This is a genomic window from Sphingobium sp. (genome assembly GCF_049304695.1).
Classification (GTDB): Bacteria; Pseudomonadota; Alphaproteobacteria; order Sphingomonadales; family Sphingomonadaceae; genus Sphingobium.
In genome coordinates this window covers 53353-74376 of sequence record NZ_JBAQOK010000100.1, presented here as the reverse complement: position 1 = coordinate 74376, position 21024 = coordinate 53353, and the positions used below count along the sequence as shown (strand labels likewise).

Annotated in this window: 15 protein-coding genes and 1 pseudogene; 8 read left to right on the top strand and 8 right to left on the bottom strand. The window is 63.2% G+C overall.

What is annotated here, in order from left to right:
• The first annotated feature begins 161 nt into the window (after positions 1–161).
• From WA070_RS20965 to WA070_RS20955, 3 genes are read left to right on the top strand one after another with little or no spacing between them, the layout of a single operon-like run.
• A complete protein-coding gene (locus tag WA070_RS20965) occupies positions 162–1046 on the top strand; it encodes an alpha/beta fold hydrolase (RefSeq protein WP_422635844.1) in 885 nt (294 codons plus the stop codon).
• Positions 1043–2035, top strand: a complete 993-nt coding sequence (locus tag WA070_RS20960) for a phosphotransferase enzyme family protein (protein WP_422635843.1) — start codon at positions 1043–1045, stop codon at positions 2033–2035. The genes WA070_RS20965 and WA070_RS20960 overlap by 4 nt, the downstream gene beginning before the upstream one ends.
• A gap of 13 nt (positions 2036–2048) precedes the next feature.
• Positions 2049–3347 carry an MFS transporter gene (locus tag WA070_RS20955; RefSeq protein WP_422635842.1) on the top strand — a complete coding sequence of 433 codons (1299 nt, stop codon included), beginning with the start codon at positions 2049–2051 and terminating at the stop codon, positions 3345–3347.
• Positions 3348–3401: 54 nt separating this feature from the next.
• Here WA070_RS20955 and WA070_RS20950 read toward each other — a convergent pair whose 3' ends face one another.
• Genes WA070_RS20950 through WA070_RS20940 form a run of 3 tightly spaced genes read right to left on the bottom strand, consistent with a single transcriptional unit; the run spans position 3402 to position 5749 of the window.
• The gene (locus WA070_RS20950; protein WP_422635841.1) at positions 3402–4544 is read right to left on the bottom strand and encodes a class I SAM-dependent methyltransferase; all 1143 of its coding nucleotides are present in this window, start codon (positions 4542–4544) and stop codon (positions 3402–3404) included.
• A 25-nt stretch (positions 4545–4569) separates the two neighbouring features.
• Positions 4570–4869 (bottom strand): hypothetical protein, encoded by a 300-nt coding sequence (locus tag WA070_RS20945; RefSeq protein WP_422635840.1) that lies wholly within the window; start codon positions 4867–4869, stop codon positions 4570–4572.
• Positions 4870–4906: 37 nt separating this feature from the next.
• Positions 4907–5749, bottom strand: coding sequence for an alpha/beta hydrolase (locus WA070_RS20940; protein WP_422635839.1), 843 nt, complete (start codon positions 5747–5749; stop codon positions 4907–4909).
• Between the two features lie 173 nt (positions 5750–5922).
• Here WA070_RS20940 and WA070_RS20935 point away from each other — a divergent pair, with 173 nt between their 5' ends.
• The 4 genes from WA070_RS20935 to WA070_RS20920 all read left to right on the top strand — a co-directional run bounded on the left by WA070_RS20935 (position 5923) and on the right by WA070_RS20920 (position 12378).
• Positions 5923–7230 carry a M24 family metallopeptidase gene (locus tag WA070_RS20935; RefSeq protein WP_422635838.1) on the top strand — a complete coding sequence of 436 codons (1308 nt, stop codon included), beginning with the start codon at positions 5923–5925 and terminating at the stop codon, positions 7228–7230.
• Between the two features lie 15 nt (positions 7231–7245).
• Positions 7246–8181: a hypothetical protein gene (locus tag WA070_RS20930; RefSeq protein WP_422635837.1), complete on the top strand. Its 936-nt coding sequence runs from the start codon at positions 7246–7248 to the stop codon at positions 8179–8181.
• Complete coding sequence (locus WA070_RS20925) at positions 8178–9458, top strand: NtaA/DmoA family FMN-dependent monooxygenase (RefSeq protein ID WP_422635836.1); 1281 nt, start codon at positions 8178–8180, stop codon at positions 9456–9458. Before WA070_RS20930 ends, WA070_RS20925 begins: the two co-directional genes overlap by 4 nt.
• A 394-nt stretch (positions 9459–9852) precedes the next feature.
• A complete protein-coding gene (locus WA070_RS20920) occupies positions 9853–12378 on the top strand; it encodes a TonB-dependent receptor (protein WP_422635835.1) in 2526 nt (841 codons plus the stop codon).
• Between the two features lie 153 nt (positions 12379–12531).
• Here the strand turns inward: WA070_RS20920 and WA070_RS20915 are convergent, their stop codons facing one another.
• The 5 genes from WA070_RS20915 to WA070_RS20895 all read right to left on the bottom strand — a co-directional run bounded on the left by WA070_RS20915 (position 12532) and on the right by WA070_RS20895 (position 19020).
• Positions 12532–14790 carry a beta-glucosidase family protein gene (locus WA070_RS20915; protein ID WP_422635834.1) on the bottom strand — a complete coding sequence of 753 codons (2259 nt, stop codon included), beginning with the start codon at positions 14788–14790 and terminating at the stop codon, positions 12532–12534.
• Between the two features lie 31 nt (positions 14791–14821).
• Entirely contained in the window at positions 14822–16192 is a 1371-nt protein-coding gene (locus tag WA070_RS20910; protein ID WP_422635833.1) for an MFS transporter, read from the bottom strand.
• Positions 16189–17202 (bottom strand): DUF1838 family protein, encoded by a 1014-nt coding sequence (locus WA070_RS20905; RefSeq protein ID WP_422635832.1) that lies wholly within the window; start codon positions 17200–17202, stop codon positions 16189–16191. The genes WA070_RS20910 and WA070_RS20905 overlap by 4 nt, the downstream gene beginning before the upstream one ends.
• 48 nt (positions 17203–17250) lie before the next feature.
• Positions 17251–18144, bottom strand: coding sequence for an alpha/beta hydrolase family protein (locus WA070_RS20900; protein WP_422635831.1), 894 nt, complete (start codon positions 18142–18144; stop codon positions 17251–17253).
• An 87-nt stretch (positions 18145–18231) separates the two neighbouring features.
• Positions 18232–19020, bottom strand: a complete 789-nt coding sequence (locus tag WA070_RS20895; protein WP_422635830.1) for an IclR family transcriptional regulator domain-containing protein — start codon at positions 19018–19020, stop codon at positions 18232–18234.
• A 245-nt stretch (positions 19021–19265) separates the two neighbouring features.
• Here WA070_RS20895 and WA070_RS20890 point away from each other — a divergent pair.
• Positions 19266–20774 (top strand): annotated as a pseudogene (locus WA070_RS20890) (aldehyde dehydrogenase family protein).
• The last annotated feature ends 250 nt before the right edge of the window (positions 20775–21024 follow it).

Sequence of the window (21024 nt, the reverse complement as noted above, 5' to 3'; positions counted from 1 at the left end):
CGGTCAGAGCGGAAGTTGCGCGTTCGCCGCTCTGCCCCCGTTTATCCGACTGGCGGATACGTGGGGGTCGTCAATTGTTCGGTCCGGGGCTTGTCATAAGTTTTCAATATTCGCGGCGCGGCTTCATGCTAGCAGCCCGCGCTCCAACGGAGCCGTGACCCATGACCAGCAGCATCATTGCCGGGCGATCCGACGCCCCCGCTGTTCAGCGGGGCTATGCGCCGGGCCGATATGGGCAGATCCACTATCATCTGTCGCGGCCCGTATCACGTAGCGACGCGCCTCCGCTCGTGCTGCTGCATCAAAATCCTTCGTCCAGTCTGGAATATCGTCACCTGATCGCCGCCATGGGAACGGACAGGGTGGTAATCGCACTCGACACGCCGGGCTATGGCATGTCCGACGCACCGCCCGCGCCCATCGACATGGCAGGCTATGCCGCCTGCTTTGCCGAAGCGATCGACGCGCTTGCCCCGCTGCTGCGCGGGCCATTCGACGTTTACGGATTTCACACCGGCACCTTGCTGGCGACGGAACTGGCGCTGGCCATGCCACGCGACATCCGGCGGCTGGTGCTGTCAGGCATTCCCATGCGGCCGACGCAGGAGCGCGCCGAACGGCTACGCGCCGCGCAGGATTTCGCGCCGCTGGACGAAAGCGGTTCGGTCGCGCTCGATCTGGCCGCCAAGCTGTGGGACTATGTTGTTGCGCAACGTCGTCCCGGCGTGACGCTGGATGATGCCGCCGCGCTGTGGATCGACAAGCTCAAGCCGCTCGACCGTGCCGCCTGGGCCTATCTGGGCGTGTGGAGCTACGATTATGAAGCGCGGTTGCCGTTGGTGACGCAGCCGGTGCTGCTGCTGCAACCCGACGAAGACATCGCGGAGGCGTCGATCGCAGCAGCCGGGCTGATCCCCAACGCCCAAGCAAAGCGGCTGGCCGGGTTCGATCGCGATATTTTCCATATTCCCGACAGCATCGCCGCACTCGCGCTTGCGATGCGCCGCTATCTCGATAATCCTTTTTCTTCAGGAGTTCCACAATGACCACCACATTAGTCCGGGCGCAAGTCGCCCATTCCGTCGTGGATGCCAGCTTTCTGGCGCGCGAAGTCGCCGAGCGTTATTCCGTCAAAGGCCCGGTGACCGGCCTGCTGCTGTATCGCGGCATGAACGACGTCTATATCATCCAGACTGCCGACACCCGCTATGCGCTGCGCGTATGGCGCAAGGATTATCGCGACGCGGACGAGGTCAGCTATGAACTGAACTTCCTCGACTATCTGCGGCAGCGCGGCTTTCCCGCATCCACGCCGATCCATGCGCGCGACGGATCGCTCTATTTCAAGCTGGACGCGCCAGAGGGCGAGCGCGCGGTCGCTCTGTATGACTGGGCGGAGGGCACCAAATTCGGCAATTGCCTGAATGTCGACACCGCCCACCGCATGGGCGCACTATTCGCCAAGATGCATCTGCTGGGCCTGGAATATGCCGGTCCGAAACATGTGTTCACGACTGAAAACGCCGTGCGCTTTCAGGTCACGGTCCCTGCCCTGCTCGACTTTACCTATGATCGGCCAGACGATCGCCGCGACTATGAAATCATCAGCCGCACCCTGCCTCAGCGCCTGCAGGACATTCAGGGGCCGGACATGCCGATCGGCATCTGCCATTGCGATTTCCACCCCAGCAACATCCATGTCACCGAAGACGGCAGCATGACCTTCCTCGATTTCGACGGACTGGGTGAAGATTATATGATGCAGGACGTCCAGAATTTCGTGTGGGGGAACCTCTTCTACGGCTTCTCGCCTTCCTATGGCGAAGCGTTCGAGGCCGGATACGATACCGTCCGCCCGTTCAGCGCGCAGGAAAAGGAAAGCAAGGAGCTGTTCCTGCTGGCCAAGGCATTCCGTCTGGTCGCGGGCATGGCCCATTCATCCAACAGCGTGGGTCGCGGCACGTTGCGGTTCCAGGGGATGGACTGGCTGTCCGACTATATCAAATCGCGCGCCCGTCCGCTTGGTCTGCTGTAAGGACATGACAGGCATGGAGGCGACGAACGTCGCAATCGCGAACGATCAAAGCCCGGCGCGCGCCTGGTGGGCCGTCGCCCTGTTGTTCGCCGCCTCCATATTGTCGGTGATCGACCGAGGCATATTGGCGATCGTCGTGGATGCGGTGAAGGCCGACATCGGCCTGACCGACGTGCAGATCAGCCTGTTGCAGGGATTGGCGTTCGGCCTGTTCTACGCGGTGGTCGGCGTGTGGCTGGGCTTCGTCGCCGATCGCCTGTCGCGGCGCAATCTGGTGGCGGCGGGCATCGCGCTGTGGAGCATCGCCACGGCGGCGAGCGGGTTCACCCATAGTTTCGGTGCGCTGTTTGTCTGCCGCATCCTTGTGGGCCTTGGCGAAGCGGCGCTTGCGCCCGCTGCCATATCCCTGATCGCGGACCTGTTTCCGCCATCCAAGCGGGGCAAGGCGATCGGCGTCTATCTGATGGGCCAGTCGGTCGCGACTGGCCTGTCTTTCCTGATCGCGGGCGTTTTGTTGAAGCACGCCGGTGCGGGGGGCTTTGCAGGCGTGCCCGTGCTGGACGGCCTGGCACCCTGGCGCGTCATGTTCCTGATGTGCGGATTGGCGGGCATCATCGTCGTTTTGGCTTGCCTGACTGTCCGCGAACCTTCGCGTAAGGGAACGGCTGTGGCGACCGATGTGGGTCAGTTTCGTGCCGTCATCCGCTATTTCAATGCGCAGCGCCTGTCACTCTTCTCCCTCTATGGCGGGTTCGCGCTGTTTTTCCTGGGATCCTATGCCGCGTTCGGGTGGCAGATCGTCATGCTATCGCGGCGGTTCGGGGTGGATGCCGCCAGCGTCGCCGTGATGCTCAGCCCTGTGTCATTGGCGTTCGGCATTGCCGGGCCGCTGATTGGCGGGGCGCTGGTCGATGCGGCGGTCAAGCGATCCGGTACGCGGGGCATATTGTCGCTGTTGCGCTTTGCGCCTCTGTTGGGATTGCTGTTTTGCCTTGCGGTCGCCCTGCCCTCCTTATGGGCGTGCATCCTGCTGGTAGGAACATTAGGCGGCGCGGCGGCGATCATGGGCACGATGACGCTGGCCTGGCTTCAGGCGACGATGCCAGCGGACATGCGGGGCGTTTCGGTATCGGCAACGGGTCTGGTCAATACGGTTATTGGAGCGGCGATCGGGCCGCTGCTGGTGGCCTTGCTGACAGACCGTGTGTTTGCCGATCCGGCCATGGTCGGAGCAGCCATCGTCTATGTCGCGGTGCCCGCCTTTATCGCGTCGGCGCTGCTCTATACGGTTTGCCATCGCGTCACGCGTTGACGCAAAAAAGGGCGGGCTGTCACGCCCGCCCTTTTGCAACCGCCCTTGTCCCAGTTACGCCCGGCCGGACGCCACGAACCAGCTGCGGAACACGCCTTCGCTTTCGGGGCCGAAGTGCAGGTTCGCATGGCGCGCCGCGCCCATCGACGCGCGTTGGTAGCCCGTGCGGACGTCATCGAAGCCAGCCGCACGCATCAGGGCTTCATAGTCGGCGGTCAACGCACCGCGCCAATAGGGTTCGTTATTATAGTCGGCTTCCAGTTCAGCCGACAGTTCGTCCCACAGCGATCCGATGGTCATCAGCAGCGGCACTTCCAGATGCACAGCGACGCCGCCAGGCCGCAGCAGGCGACGGCTTTCCCTGAGGATATTGATGACCGCCGACTGCGACGTTTCGTGCAGGACGGCGCAGGTATAGACGAGGTCGAAGCTGCCATCGGGAAAGTCGGTGCTTTCCGCATTCTGCTGCGAAAAATGGACCGCCACGCCAAGACGTTCAGCACGGGCATGAGCGTAGCGCAGCATCGAGGCCCCGACATCCACGCCATATATTTCCGCTTCGGGGAAACAGATGGCGGCAGGCGCTGTGCTGGACCCGACGCCGCAACCCAGTTCCACGATCTTTTGTGGATTGAGGTCGGGGTAGCAGGTCAGAACGTGCGCCATCGCGGTCTGGCCGCGAAAGTCGTTGAGATATCCGCCGTTGCGACCCAGCATATAGATCGCGCCGCCCCGGTCCATCAATGCGCCCTGCGCCACCGATCCCTCGCCCGGATCAGCCTCATACCCGCCGGGCATCAAATGAACGTCACCATCGACCAGATAGCCGGGTGCGCGGAAGTCGGGATTGGTGCGAACGGAGCCTTTGGGCTGGGCGATGGCAGCGCGATCGGCCAGCTCATCCGCGCGGCGGTCCAGACTATCGCCTACCACGTCCCACAACAGCCGCTGCGATTCACGGCGCAGGCCCAGCCACTGGCGGAAACTGGACCGATCCATCATTTCGGTGCGAAGATTGCCAACCGGATCGTTAGTGGCGCGCACGTCAACTGCGTCGGCCACCTGCATCGCCATCTTGCGCTGGACCGGCTCCAGATCGCCCATGACGAACAGTTTCAGATCGCGCACGAACAGCTGTTCGGCCATTTCGTCGTGCGAGGGTTCGGGGATCATCGGATGGGGTGCTGGTGCGTTCATCGGTTCGCTCCTTGGAATATCATGGTCAAACCGCCTGCTGGGCGGCGAGATCCGCCTCCCCCGCTTCGCGCAGGGCACGGAAGACTCGGGACAGGGTGCGGCGGCGCAGGGCTGCGCGCTCGACATCTGCGGCTGCGTCGGGGACGAAGGCGTCGATGTCCGACCGGCTGACCAGCCCTGCCACCTCGGCGATGCGTTCGAACGCATCAAGGCGCGCGCGCAGCACGGTCACTTCGCTAGTCAGCGCGACGATCATCGCCATCGTCTGTTCATCAGCACTGGCGAGGCCGGGTATGGGCAGCAATCTTTTGGTCGAACGTGTCATGGCAATTCCGTTGGTTCAGATGGAATATAGGCAGAGATCAGTCTGCCGCATCGAAAAAGTCGCGCATAGCCGCCGCTTTGGCGGACGGGCTTGAATCGACGGCGACGCTGCGTCCGTCAGGCAGCGCGTCGAGGGCGGTGGTGATCGCACTGTTCAGCACCGCCAGTTCCTTGGCCGCGCGTAGCAGCAGCACCGGCCCCGCAATCGCCTTCATCCGTTCGAAAGCGGGATAGCGGAAGGCGGCGAGATAGGGCTTATGATAGGTATCGAGCGCTTTGAGCACATCGATCACCACGTCGTTGAGGATATGAGCGGGGGGAATGTCGCCGGGCAACCGGTTTTCGGCACGACGGTCGAAATAGGGGAAATAGAGCGCCTGATCGCGCACGAAGTTGAACGCCCAGACCAGATGCTGACCATAATTGTCCGGTACGACCGTGGGCGCATAATTGTCCAGGATGCGCTGGCGCACGTCTGCGTCATATTCGGTGATGCCATCGAACACGGCGCGGCGCACCCGGTCGGGATGGGCGGCGGCGAGTTCGCACGCGATGCGCGCGCCGGTGTGGCTGCCATAGACGTCGAACCGGTCGATACCCATGGCGTCGGCCAGACGCACCATGCTGTCGGCGAAATAGGCGATGTCCGGCGCGTCACCCTGAGGCGCAGGCGAATCGCCATTGCCCAGCGTGTCGGGTGCGATCACCGTGCGGCGCCCATCGGCCAAGGCATGCATCAGCGGCACCATGAAGCGCGACGAAGCGGGCGAGGCGTGGAGCAGCAAAACCGGCGGCTTATCAGCTTTTGGCGCGTCGATATGATGCAGATGCACCTGCCCCTCGGCAATGCGTATGAACGCTCTGTCCACGAGGTTACTCACCAGCTCATTCTCCTGACCTATGCCTGTTGCACAGTGCGACGGGGGCAGGCCCATGGCAGCACGGCACCCCTCGATCCCCGACAGGCGGATAGGGCAGATCAGAATTTCGGCGTGCGGGGTGAAACGGGTCTATCGAAAAGAGACAGGCAAACGGCAAAGGAATGGGGCGCATCATGGCATCCACAGGCGCGATCGGCTATCCTGGCGACGACGCCCTGCGCATGGCGTTACGTCAGGGCGGGCCGATCAATCTGGAGCGCGCCCGCGCCGTGATGGCCAAGCACGGTCTGGATGGTATCGTCGTGGGCGACCCGATCAATGTGTTTCACATATTGGGATATTGGCCGCAGATCGCCAATACCAAGCTGGGCCATCCGCCCACGACCTTTGCGTTATTGCCGCGTGATCCGGCGCGGCCGACCGCTATCGTGACGTCCGATTTCATCTATTATTACAGCTTTGCCGATGGCGCACTCCAGCCTGCGCTTGCGCCATTCCTGTTCGCCGACACCAACAATGACGGCAGTGCAGAGGTCAACCTTCAGCCGATGTGGGGCTTTACCAATCGGACCGAACAGGCGCCGGGCGAGGTCGAGCATCGTCGGCGCGCAGCCATGGACGGCGTTCGCACGGGGCAACGCTTTGCCAATGCGGGCGGCGCGCTGGCGGGGGCGATGCGGGAACTGGGCCTGTGGGACGGCCGGATCGCGATCGATCATGAGGTGATCGCAGCGGTGTGCGAACGGCATGGTCGTCCAGGCAGCCATGGTCCCGCTGACACGATCCTGCGCGAAATCCGCATTATCAAGTCTCCGCTGGAAATCGCATTGATGCGCCGCGCCGCGCAGGCCAATGCCGATGCGGTGGACGCCGTGATGGGCAGCGTGCGGGCGGGCGCGGGCTATGGCGACCTGCGCCGCCAGTTCGCGATCGAAAGTGCGCGGCGCGACAACCAGGCCGTCTTCATGACGGTGGACAGGGTGTCGAGCGAACTGATCGACAGCGACCATATTCGCGACGGGCAGACGCTGTTCCTGGATGGCGTCGGGCATTTCCAGCATTATCATGGCGACTATGCCCGCACGGTTTTTGTGGGCGAACCGCTGGCCAGCGCGCGCCGCGCGGCAGATGCGGTCAGGACCGGGTGGGACGCCATTCGCGAACAGTTGAAGCCGGGCCTGCGCTATTCGCAGATCGTGGCGATCGGCGCGGATGCGGTGCGCAAGGCCGGGTTCGACCACCTTGTCGGCTTTGGCCCGCACAGCGTGGGCCTGATGCATTCGGACGAACCATCGCTCGATGGCGGCGGCTTCTATCGCAAGGACGACCTGACACTCCAGCCCAATATGATTTTGAGCGTGGATTGCCCGGTGGTCGAAACGGGGCTGGGCGGATCGGCCCATGTCGAAGACCTGATGCTCATCACCGCCGATGGCGCCGAACCGATCCACAGCATTTCCGACCATCTGGTCACAGTCTGAACCGGGACAATTTCCATGATCCTATCCACCTGCATCGACCTGGCTGCGGACGCAGCCGGTCCCGATTTGATGGCGCGGCTGCGCGCCGATCTGGCCGCGCGCAAGGGCGCGGGCGCGAACCTGCTGCTGCTGGGGCGGCAGGAGGGCGCAATCGTCGTGCCGGGCCGTCTCGATGCGCTGATCGGTGCGCCGACGCTGGCAGCAGATGCCGACGGCGCGGCGCTGGTCGCTGTCCTGCCTGCGCTGTTCAGCCTGCCTTTCCATGTCGCACGCGCGCTGTCGGCTGCCGATTTTCTGACCGGCGGCACGATGGGATGGTTGCCGAGCGCGATCCACACCAGATCGCGAGCGACGGGCTTTGGTAGCGAATATGCGGTTGCCGACGAAGATATCCCGGCGAAGGCGATCGACATGGTGCGCGCGACGCAGGCGTTATGGGACAGTTGGGATGCCGACGCGCTGGTCATCGATCAGGCGGCGGGCCGCTATCTCGACACCAGCCGGGTGCGGCGCGTCGATTATCGCGGCACGCATTTCGATGTGATGGGACCACTTAACGCCGCCCGTCCGCCGCAGGGGTATCCAGTGCTGGTCGCGGACGAGGGCGATGCGATCATGACGGCGACCGATTATCAGCCCGACGTGCTGCTGGTCGGGGGAGAGGATGCGGTCAGCCTGTCCGCCGCCATCGCAGCATGGCGCGCAGGGGGATTTGTGGGGCGGGTGCTGGCCAAAGTGTCGCCCGATGGCGTGACCGGCGCATGTCCCCTCGATCAGGCGGGGGCGATCAAGGGGACGGACGGGTTCCATGTCATCGCAGCCGATGCGCCGACGGCGCTGGCGAAGTTGCGTCCCATCGGCCTGGCCCCGACCGGAACGACATTGCGCGAGCGACTGTCGCTCGCCGTGCCCCCTACCCCCCATAGCGCCAAGAGGAGCATCGCGGCATGAGCACGGCCCCACGCGAATTGCATATCTGGGCTTTTCTTCAGGGTATCGGATTTTATCCCGGCGGCTGGCGCCATCCGCTGGCGCAGCCCCGCTCGGTATTCGACCGCGCCTATTATGAGGAAGTCGCCCGCCTCGCCGAGCGCGGCCGGTTCGACGCGATCGTCTTTGGCGACCAGTTGCAGGGCCGCGATGCCGCCGGGCGCACGCCCGAGCGGCTCGCCATACCGACGCTCGATCCCTTCACGCTGCTGTCCACGATGGGCGCGGTAACGGAAAATGTCGGTCTGGTTGCCACAGTGTCCACCACATATAATGCGCCGATTGGCGTGGCGGAGCGCTTCGCCAGCCTGGACCTGGCGAGCGGTGGTCGGGCGGGCTGGAACATCGTGACCACGGCCCATCCCAATTCCGCGCCCAATTTCGGCGAGAGCGCATTGATGGAAAAAGGCCTGCGTTATCAGCGGGCCGAGGAATTCGTGAATGTCGCGACCCAGTTGTGGGACGCGGTGGATGATCCGGCGCGGGCAAGCATTACCCATAAGGGTCAATGGTTCGATGTCGAAGGTCGGCTCGACACTCCCTATGTGCCGCAGGGTCGCCCCGTGCTGGTGCAGGCCGGTCAGTCCGGCGACGGGCGCGATTTTGCCGCACGGACGGCAGAGGCGATCTTCTGCCCGGCGGCGACGCTGGAGGCGGGGCAGGCGTTTCGTAATGACATTCGCGATCGCGTGGCGCGCGCAGGGCGTGATCCTGATGGCGTCAAGATCATGCCCGGCCTCGCCTTCGTCCTGTCGGATACGGAAGAAAGCGCGCAACGCAAAGAGCGCGAGCTGCTGGAGATGGCGGACGACGGCCTGTGTATCGAATATCTGAGCGAATCGATCGGCTATGACCTGACCCGGCATGACGCGGCGGGCCTGATCCCGATCGATACGATCGTGGCGGAATGCGAATTTCCGGCCGAGGATATTCGCCGGATGCTGACGCCGGGCGTCGAGCGCGGCCAGTCGATCGCCGATTATTGTCGCGGCTATGCCCGCCAGCCGCGCGGCCACGCCATCTTTGTTGGCACAGCCGAGCAACTGGCGGCCCGCATGGGTCATTGGATCAATGAAGGCGGCTGCGACGGCTTTACCTTGCAGCCCGGCTATATGCCCGAAGAGTTGAGGCTGTTCGTGGATCAGGTCGTGCCCCTGCTCCAAGATCAGGGGTTGCTGCGTCGCGCGTATGAAGGCTCGACCCTGCGCAGTCATCTGGGCCTGTCGAGCCGACGATAGGCGCGCCTGTCTGTCATCCATGCCCCGGACTTCGGCCCCGTCATCACGCCATGGCGGGGCCGATTGCGTCAAGCCATTGTTACGGCATGATGTCGCCAGCGAACAGTCGAAAGCCACTATTCGCGTAGCGGAGAATCAGGGGATGCAAATTGCCGCCAGCCTGCGCTTCCTAAAGTCTCCCCCCTACGTTCATCGGACATGTGAAGCAGCGTTGGAAGATTTCAACTCACATGCGGGCGTAGCTGTGCATAGATATGGCAGCCCGAGCAGGAATCACGAACGTGACAGACGCCAATCAAAATATGGCGTGAGCAAGTATCGAACATAGTGCCGGAAAATATCTGGCGCGATCAATATTTCCGATTTTCTATTCGTATTCTACAAGGGGAAGATAATGACTAAGACGGGGAAGAAGCTGGTCATCCGAGCCACCATGTGTTCGGCCATGGCTATCATGTGCGCGGTCACACCGCTGCATGCGCAGGTGGCCGCTGATGCCCCCGAACCCGGCGAAATCGTCGTCACCGCCCGCAAGCGTTCCGAAGACGTCCTCAAGACGCCGGTCGCCGTATCGGTTGTGACGAGCGAAGACATCGCCAAAAAGGGTATCACGTCCGTCGCCGATCTGGCCGCGAACACGCCCGGCATGAACATCAACAACAACAGTTCAGGCCGCGCCGATCGCTCTTTCCAGCAGATCATCATTCGTGGTTTCACGCCATCGACGTCACTGTCGACCACCGTGTCCACCTTCATCGACGGCGCGCCGGTTTCTTCTCCGACGGCTCTCACCTCGATCACCGATCCGGCCCGGATCGAAGTGCTCAAGGGTCCGCAGAGCGCCTATTTCGGTCGTAATACCTTTGCGGGCGCAGTGAACGTCGTGAACAAGGAGCCGACCGGCGAATGGCATGGCTCGCTGCTCGCCATGGGTGGCACGCGCAACAATTATCGTCTGCATGCCGATCTGGAAGGGCCGATCTTCGGCGAAGCGCTCACGTTCCGCGTGGCTGGCGACAAATTTTCCAAGAGCGGGTCTTACATCAACAAATATGACGGCGGCTCGCTAGGTACGGTCAGAACCCGCACGCTGGGCGACCAGTCGAGCAAGAGCGTCAACGGCCTGCTCGTCGCCAAGCCGATCGACGGCCTGACGATCAAGGCGTTCGGGCTTTATTCCGAGGATAATGACGGTCCGGCGGCACAGGGCCTGATATCCGCGGTCGGCTACAGCGTTGGAGGCCGGACCATCACCGCGAACCAGTCGAACTGCACGCTGAACGCCGTACAGTCCGGTACGATCGGCTCCGCAGGCGCAAGCATCCGCGTCAACCGCCCCTCTATCTGCGGCGTTGCGCCCAAGCTGAGCGCGCAGGCGCCTTCGCAAAACAACGAACTGACGCCCAACATCAAGAACTGGCTGGCCAAATCGACCGGTCGCATCCTTGATCCCAAGGACGGCACACAGGACTTTGGCCTGTTCCGCCGCTATTACCATGCGCATCTGGCGATCGATTATGACATTGCCGACACCGGTCTGACGGTATCGTCGATCACCTCCATGAACCGGGAAGCGTACAGCACATTCGTGGATCTTGATAATTTCGGATCCAATGCCGTTCCCAACACCGCTGCTGCTGCGGCAGGCGGCGCACCATATTGGACCTACCCTTATCTGGTCGAACGCAAGAACAGCGATTTCTCGCAGGAAGGTCGTTTGACATTCGACAATGGCGGCCCGCTGCGTGCGACCATTGGCGCGAGCTACCTGAACAACTGGGTCACGGCTGATCTGGGCGGCGGCACGGGCGATCTTACCAATGTTGTAGCCTCCACATCAGGCGAAACGCGTTCGCGCACCAAGGGCGCTTTCTTCGCCCTGTCTTACAAGTTCTTCGATGCGCTGACGATCAACGCCGAAGGCCGTTATCAGATCGACAAACTCTACGCCTATGCCCAGCCAACCGGCGTGACCATCACCAATGCCGCGATCGCCACACCGGGCTTCTACGCCTATGGCGACACACTGATATCGGCGACCTACAAGAACTTTCTGCCGCGCATCATCGGCCAATATGACATCGACCGAAACACCATGGTCTATGCGTCCTGGTCGAAGGGCGTGAACCCTGGCGCATTCAATACCGGCTTCCTGACGTCGCCGCCCGCAACGGTCGCCGCCGCCATCGCAGCGGGTATCGGCATCGCGGTTCGGCCCGAAAAGGTCACCAACTACGAAATCGGCCTGAAGGGCAAACTGCTCGACGGTCGTATCCGCTACGCACTCGACGGCTATTTCGCGCAGTGGCGGGACCAGATCAACACGATCGCGCTGGCATCGCTTGATCCCAACACCGGCACGCCGCAGTTGGTGCAGGGCACGGCCAATACCGGCAATGTCGATATGAAAGGTATCGAGTTCGAAGGCAGCTTCGCGGTCAACGACCTCATCACCATCAATGGCGCAGGCGCGCTGAACGATTCCAAGATCAAGGACTATGTCTCGCCCACCGTCAGCCAGTTGTCGGGCCTGTTCGACTATAGCGGTAAGCAGATGCCCAACACGTCGAAATGGTCTGCCAGCGCAGGCATACAGTTCGGTGGTGCCATTCGCGGTCAGGACGCATCGACCTGGTTCGCGCGCGCGGACTATGTCTACAAGTCAGGCGTCTATTCGAATGCCGCAAACATCGTGCGGACACCGAAATTCTATAATGTGAATGCGCGTGCCGGTGTGACCATCGACAAGCTGTCGATCGAAGCGTTCGTTACGAACGTGTTCAACAACGACGCCTATACCTCGATCGCCGACAATTATCAGTTCACGCCAAACTTTGCCTTCACCAGCACGCACTCGGCACTGATCGTCGGCCTGCGTGAAAAGCGGACCGCTGGCGTTCAGGCCAAGCTGTCGTTCTAAGCCGATCATATCGTTGAAAGGGGCGGCCTCATCGCCGCCCCTTTTTTTGCCCGTCGCACATGGTCTGCTGAAGAGGCAGGGATCAAAAAAGCCCCGGATACCGCGTCATCTGCGGTATCCGGGGCTTTGCCAGTCCGGCAGAATGGCTTTGGTTTAAGGACGAAGGCTGCTCCGAGCGATCTGGCCATTAGCGTTCAGGACCATCGTTTGCGCATCGGTGCCGATGCTGAAAGTCGTGCTGCCACCTTGCACCTTCCATTTGCGCTGGGCCGTGTCGAAGCGCGCGATCAGGCGTGGATCGACGGTCAGGGTGACGCGCTTGCTTTCCCCCGGCGCGAGTGCAACGCGCTGGAAACCCACAAGGCGGCGGATCGGCTTTCCGTCCGCCCCTGCAACAGCAGCATAGGCTTGGGGCACATCCGTTCCGGCGCGCTGGCCGACATTGCGGATGGTGAAGGCCAAAGTCGGCTTTGCGCCGCCCGTTACCTTGAGCGCGGAATAGGCGAAACGGGTGTAGGACAGACCATGGCCGAAAGGGAAGAGCGGCTTTTCGCCCACCCGTTCGAACCAGCGATAGCCCACATCCGCGCCCTCGACATAATCGACGGGGAAGCCCTGCACGCCGCCGCTGATGTCGATCGTCGTCGCACCCTTAGTCGGGGGCTTGCTGGCTTCGGCGATCATCGCTGCCTTCACATTGGCAAGGCCGGGAATGTCGGCGCGCGGCTGCTGGCGATCATGGGCGGGAAAGCTGAGCGGCAGGCGGCCGGACGCATCGACTTCGCCGAAGAGGATGCGGGCGATGGCCTCACCACCCCGTTCGCCGGGATACCAGGCCTCGACCACTGCCGCGACGTCAGCGAGCCAGGGCATCAGCACCGCGCCGCCGGTTTGCAGGACAACGGTCGTGCGCGGATTGGCGGCGGCGACGGCTTTGATCAGCGCGTCCTGATTGCCCGATAGCGCCAGCGTTTCGATGTCCAGCGCCTCCGTGCGCCATTGTTCGGCAAATACCAGCACGGCGTCGGCTCCCTGCGCGGCGGCAGCAGCGGCGGCGATGTCAGCGCCGTCCAGATAGGTCACATCGGCCTGCGACAGGCGCGCGCGGATCGCGGCGAGCGGTGCGTTGCCCTGATAGGTCGTCTTGATGAAGCTCAGATTCTTCGGGCCATTGGGAATGGGCACGCGCAGCGGCGATCCGCTGACCGCCTGCACCTGCGACGATCCGCCACCCGACAGCACACCGATGTCGGCATGGCCGCCGATGACGACGATCCTTTTGGCCACTCGTGCAAGCGGGAGCGTGTTGCGGTCATTCTTCAGCAGCACGATGCCCGCTTCGGCCGCACGCTGCGCGACTAGGCCATGGGCGGCATAGTCGATCGGTTGGGGCGTGGTGGGAGATGGGCGATCGATGATGCCGCTGGCGAACATCGTGCGCAGGATGCGGCGGACCTTGGCGTCGATCGTCGGCAGCGCGACGTCACCCGCTTCGACGGCGGCTTTCAATGCGGGGCCAAAATAGACGGCCTTGTCCAGTTCCTGCCCTGATTGCTGATCCAGCCCGGCATTGGCGGCCTTCACGGTCGAATGCACCCCGCCCCAATCGGACATGACGAAACCGGTATAGCGCCAGTCGCGGCGCAGCACGTCAGTCAGGAGGAAGGCATTCTCACACGCCCAGTCGCCATTGACCTTGTTATAGGCGCACATGACCGATCCGGGTTGCCCCCGTTCGATCGCGATCTGGAAGGCGAACAGGTCGCTTTCGCGCAGGGCACCCTCACCGATCCGAGCGTCAAGGACGTAACGGCCGCTTTCCTGCGAGTTGAGCGCGAAATGCTTGACCGTGGCGATGATGCCGTTGGACTGGATGCCGCTTATGCTTTCGCCGCCCATGACGCCGCTCAGCAACGCATCTTCGCCGAAATATTCGAAATTGCGCCCGCCCCATGCGTCGCGGGTCAGATTGATGCCGCCTGCCAGCAGAACGTTGAACCCCTTCGCCCGCGCTTCCGCGCCGATCATCGCGCCGCCAGCATAGGCGATGGCGGGATCGAAACTCGCCCCGAGCGCCAGTGCGGAGGGCAGCGCAGTGGCGACGTCGCCGGGGCGGAGCGAGCCGCCATTGCCGACGCCAAGTCCCCCATCGCTTTCGAACAAATCCGGGATGCCAAGGCGCGGGACGCCGGGGACATGGCCTGCGCCGATGCGCTTTTCGTCAGGGTTCGTCCTGCGCAGGATCGATCCGAAATTGCCGTGGAGCATCGCGATCTTTTCATCCAGCGTCATCTGCGCCAGCGCCTTGTCCGCGCGCTGATCGGGCGTGGATTCGGCCTGAACCGTGACAGGCGCGAAGAGGAGCGCGCCGAGCGCGCATGAGGACACGAGGCGAGGAATCATGCCAGCCATGGCCAGTCTCCCGGAAATGAAAGTTGGTGGTTCAGGCGGCGCGCGAAAGGGGGCTCCGCCCCATGATGATCGCACCTGCCAGATTGAGCAGCGCGGGGATGACGCCGAAGGCGAGCATGACGCCGGTCAGCGCCCCGGCCGATTGCGGCAGGCCCATGACGGCACGGCCCGCGTCGAAGCCGAAACCCGACAGGATGAGGCCAGTCAGCAGCGTGCCACCAAGGGCGAAAGCGATCTTGTCGGTCGCGATCCACACCGCCGAATAGAGACCGGCGTGGCGATCATCCTCCGCCGATATGTCGGCCACCAGCGAGAAGCCCAGCATCGCCCAGCCCGAATTGCCGATTGCGGACACGAAGGAAAAGACCAGCGCAGCCATAGCGCCCCAATGCGCACCGAAAGCCCACAGGCCATAGGTCGCGCCATGGATGATCGCGCCCGCCGCATAGCAGCGCGGCTTGCCGAAGCGGGCTGCCGCTGCGACCCAGATCGGCTGAGCGACGACGATGCCAAGGCACGCAGTCAGGACGATGCCGCCGATCAGGGTCAGCGCATCGGGCCGGGCCATATTATAAGACAGGAAATAGAGCATGGAGGCATAGGACATGCCCTGCCCGATCAGCTGGAGCAGGTTGGCGGACAGCAGGACCGAGAAGCGGCGATGCGACAAGACGGTCACCGCTTCGCGCACGGTCAGGCGGATGCGCGGTGCGCCGGGGGCTGCGTCGCGCTGGATCCGCGCCGCACGGCCCGTGCCGAAAAAGGCGCAGAGCAAGGCCATCGGGCAGATGACCGCCAGCACGATCGCCATGGATTCATAGGCCGCCTGCCCGCCACCCCACCGCTGAACCAGCGCTGGGGCAAGGGCGCCCGACACCATCACACCGGCAGCAGTGAACACCAGACGCCATGCCATCAGCACGTTGCGTTCGCGCGGGGAAGCGGTCAGTTCGCCAGCCAGCGCCAGATAAGGCACGGAAAAGCTGGCGAAGACGACCATGTAGAGGCTGAAGGTCGCGGCGACATAGGCGATGCGCAGGCTGGTGGAGCCTTCAGGCACATGGAACAGCAGGATCATCGCGACCGGCGCGCCCAGTGCGCCCGCGACAAGCCACCAGCGGCGGTGGATGCGTCGTTGCCAGCGATCGGACAGGACGCCCACGACGATGTCGCTGCCGATGCCCCATATCATCTTGGGCACGAAGATAGCAGCGCCTGCCACTGCCGGTTCGATACCCAGCACGGTGGTCATGAAGAACAAGAGTAAAAGCGAGGGCAGATCGCGAAACACCTGTCCCGCAATCTGTCCCGCGCCATAGGCCAACTGGCCGCCAAGGCCGAGGGCGCTTTCGCCTCTTTCAGCCGGATCGATCCCCTGTGCGATGGCGGCCGCGTCGGTCATCGCGCGCCCGGCCCGACGGGGGCTGCGGGCGGCTGAGGCGGCGACCAGCCGGCAGGCACTGGCGCGGGCTTCTGCTGTCGGGCGTAATTTTCAAGGCTGGACAGCGATGGTCCATAGTCGGTCGTGGGCGCGGACAGCCATTTGGGGTCCATCGCCCGCGCCGCCGCCACCAGATCGGCAGGCAGCGATTCAATGCTGGGCATGGTGCCGAAGCTGGTCAGGTAGCTGATATGACCGGGCGCCTGCCCCATCAACATCCAGGGCAGCCATGGCGTGATACGCTGCCACGCACCGACATGGGGCAGGTGTGTCAGGCGGGGGTTGAGCACGTCGGTGCGCTTGACCGAATAGATGAACTGTTCGGACACCCGGTTCATGACGCCCGAGCTTTCGCGCGGCCATTTGTCGGGCTGGAGCGCGTTGGGATACATCATGTCGATACCGGTCTGGCACACCAGCGTGTCGTCAGGCCCATCGCTCCAGTCGAGCAGGAAGGGCTTGGGCGCGGCGACGGTCTTCTGCAAACCGCCGTAGGAGGGTGCCTGCGGCACAAATTCGCTGATCGTGAAGTTGAAGGGGTCGTTGGCGATCGGCACGACCCGCACATCCTCGTTGGTGTAGGGATTGCGCCAGGTCTTGAGGATTTCGCCGCTTTCCAGATCGCGATAGAAGACGATCTCGCGCAGCATCCGACGCCAGCCGCCATCCTCCAGCTTCTTGACGCGAACCACGCTGAACCCGTCCACGCCAAAGAGCGGGCGGACCTTTTCATTGTTGCGCACGCCCCATGCCTTGCCCTTGAGCCAGCCGATCTTTTCCTTCGTCGGATCAAGATCGCCGTCCAGGCGCGCAAATGTGTCGCGGTTCCACAAGGGATCCTTGAAATCGATTTTCGTCACGAAGGAGGGTGTGCCCGTGGCTGCCGACGCGACACGCGGCGCTGCGATTGCCCCGGCGGCCAGTGCTGCCAGACCCAGACCCTGGCGTCGCGTAATTCCATCGTTCGTCATGATCGTTTATTCCCCATTATAGTTGAACGAGCTTGGCCCTGCGGCCCGCTATTTATGCGTGATGTCCATGCCGTCGTGGCGACCGATCCGTGCATCCAGCGATCGCCGGGCGGACGTCGAGCCGGATCCATAGGCCCGCAGAAAGAGTATCGAAGCGTCGGCCGCTCTGGCGATCTCGCGCAATTTGGGCGGGCCAGGGCGCGTCGGTTCGCAGATCGCGCCACCGAAATAATGATCGACCCCGTCGAGCACCATCGCATAGCGATCGCCCCCCGGCGCGGCGGCATCATAGGCCGCCAGATGCGCGCGCCAGCCGTCACCCTTTTGGTCCATGCCGGGCAGGAAATCCGCCGTGCCGCTCTGGATAAGGGCAGGCGTGGCGAGCGTGCCGTAACCCGCCGCCGGGATGAGGACGGGAATGGGTGCGGGCGGGGAAAAGGCGACAACGGCGATCACTTCTGGATCGCGCAACGGTGCAACTACGCCGTCGGGCACGACCGCTTCCGAGCCGCCCAGCATCAGGGCGGTCAGTGCGCCATAGCTGTGACCCGCCGCGATATAGGGGCCGCCGATATGCTGCGAGAGCGCACGCATATCTTCGATCCGCGCTTTCCAGCTGGCCAGACCCTTGAAATCCGCAGTGCGGGGATGATCGGTCGAATCGACATGAAGCGGGGCCAGCACGGCATAGCCCGCCTTTACCCAGGGACCGATCAGACGATCATATTTCCATGGAGCGGACGCTGCGCCATGGGAAAAGGCAATGGTGCCGATCGGGCGACCGCGCGGCGTCCAGCGCCACACCTGTACCGGACGCCCCTCCGGCGTGGTCAGCGTCAGTTGCGTGGACGCGGCTTTCGATGCCGCAAAAGCGGGGAGAGTGCAGACGAGACCAGCGGTGGTCACCGCCAGCATCGCGCGCCGGGAAAGGGTGAAGCTCATGCCCGACAGCCTATCGGGCGGACCGATCGACCATAGCGGGACGCAATGCTTGTCCGGCAGGCGAGCATGGGCCGCGCACCTTAGGCTTTAAGCCTGCCCCGCAGGTTCGCTCAGGTCGCGGCTGATGGCGGCGGCATAGGATTTGAGGACGGGCAGATATTTTTCCAGCGCGGCGTCGATCTTCATCGCGGTAACGAAGAAGACCATCGTCATCGCCGCTTCGAATATGCCGTCGCAAAATATGGGGACGGCGATCGAACTGGTCTTGCCCGGCGTGCGGTTGAAATGGTTACGGCCCTGCACGGCAAAGCCGTTCTGGCGGATCTTTTCCACGTCCAGGCTGGCTTCCGCCGTGGTCAGATAATCGAGGTCGATATCCTGCGATACGCGCATCCAGTTGAGGATCATGTCGCGATCTTCATCAGGCGCGAAGGCCAGGGACAGCTTGCCCGATGCGCTGTCGAGGATTGGCAGGGTGAAGCCGGGATAATAGTTTTCGAAGGTCAGCGAGGTGTTGGCATGGGTGCTGTCGCGCAGCATCATGCGGCGGCCGACGCGGATGGCGATGGAGATAGGCCAGCCGACTTCCTGAGTGAGCGCCAATATATGTGGCCGTGCGATGTTGACCAGATGGTCGCCATGCTGGAACCCCTGCGCCAGCGTCTGCACCATGGCAGTGGCCCGGTAGCGCTTGCGCGATGGCTCCTGCTCGATCAGGCCTTCATATAATAATGTCTGCACGATGCGGCAGGCGGTGGGGTAAGGCACTTTCGATGCACGGGAAATTTCCATCATCGACAGAGAACCATGCTGGTTGATGGCCCGCAGTGCAGAGATCGATCGGCTGATCGACCGGATAGGTACGCCCTTTTCCATGATTGCGACTCCCTCGTGACATTTGCGTTGCGGATAAGGGACCATGAAATTCTCATGGATCGGATAGTGCGGCAATGTTTATCCGCCTGTCGGATAGTTTTGCTCTTTTTTCGGTCATCTGGGAACCAAGGGGGTTGTTGGTCGCACGCGGCTTCGTAACGCTCGGCCCCCTACGGACGAGTGCGTGCCTGTCGCGGCTATGGCCCGACCCGCGCTCTTTTCGCTTTATCTGCAAGGACATGCCCATGCTGCACATTAACCGCCCACCTCTTCGCCCCGATACGCAGGCGTTCATCGCGCGGCGCGGCGCGGGCAGCGGCCTGCTGATCGACGGCGCATGGCGCGAGGCGCAGGATGGCGCGACGCTCGCCACGCTGGACCCGGCGACGGGCGTCGAACTGGCGCGAATCAGTGATGCGTCGACGGCAGACGTGGATGATGCGGTGGCGGCCGCGCGCAGGGCGCTGCCCGGCTGGCGCGCGACGACCCCGGTGGCCCGCGCCCGCATCCTGTGGGCGATCGCCGACCTGATCGAAGCGCATATCGATGAGCTGGCCGAACTGGAAACGCTGGACCAGGGCAAGCCGCTGTTCGTAGGCCGCTGGGCCGAGATTCCCGGCGCGGTTAACCAGTTCCGCTTCTATGCGGGGCAGGCGATGGCGATCGAGGGGCAGACGCTCAACAGCTCGATCGACTATCAGCCGCAGGGCAAGCAGGTATCGACATAGACATTGCGCGAATCGGTGGGCGTTGTCGCGGCCATCGTGCCGTGGAACTCCCCGCTGGTGCTGACGGCGATGAAGCTGGCCCCGGCGCTGGCAGCGGGATGCACCCTCGTCCTGAAACCCGCCGAAGATACGTCGCTGTCCGCGCTGCGTCTGGGCGAGCTGATGCAGGAAGCGGGGTTGCCCGCAGGCGTGCTAAACATCGTCACCGGATTGGGTGCCAAGACCGGTGCGGCGCTGGCCGCCCATCGCGGCGTCGACAAGATCGCCTTTACCGGCTCCACCACCACGGGCCGCGCCATATTGGACGCCGCCAAGATCGACTTCAAGCGGGTGACGCTGGAACTGGGCGGCAAGTCGCCAACGATCGTGATGCCCGACGCGGACCTGAGCCTCGCCATAGCCGGCGTCGCCAATGCGATCTTCTTCAACGGCGGGCAGGTGTGCATCGCAGGATCGCGCCTTTATGTGCATAGCAGCATCCGCGATCAGGTGATCGAGGGCGTCGCCGCCTATGCGCAGGGACTGGCGCTGGGCCATGGGCTGGACGCCGCGACGCAGATGGGGCCGCTGGTATCGGCGCGTCATGCCGAACGGGTGGCGGGCTTTATCGAGGGCGCACGCGCGGATGGCGCAACCATCGTCACCGGCGGCGAACGGCTGGGCGAGGCAGGCACGTTCATCACGCCGACGCTGGTCACCGACGTGCGGCAGGACATGGCAATCGTGCAGGAGGAAGTGTTCGGCCCGGTGCTGGTCGCGCAAAGTTTCGACGATGCAGACGAGGTGATCGCCGCCGCCAATGACAGTCAATATGGCCTGGCCGCGAGCGTGTGGACGGAATCGCTGTCCACTGCCCATCGGATGAGCAGCGCCATTCACGCCGGGACGGTGTGGATCAATTGTCACGCCATGTATGACGCCAGCCTGCCGATCGGCGGGGTCAAGCAATCGGGCTGGGGCCGGGACAGCGGCAAGCAGGCGCTCGACAGCTATCTGGAATGGAAGACGGTCTGCGCAGTGATTTGATCGGCAATCTGGGCTGATCGGCCTTTGCGGCCCGCGCTTCTTTGGAAGGGAGGCGCGGGCCGTTGTTGTTTGGCGCGTCCTAAAACCTGACTACCAGGATCCGTTCGCTTCGAGCGTGTCGAGAAGCGGATAGCGCTGGGCCTGGGTTTCTCGACTTTGCTCGAAACGAACGGGGTGGGTGAGAGACCTCGGCTATACTCTCCCCCCTGCCAAAAAGCCCTGCTTGCTCGCATGGCGGTCAAATGGTGGC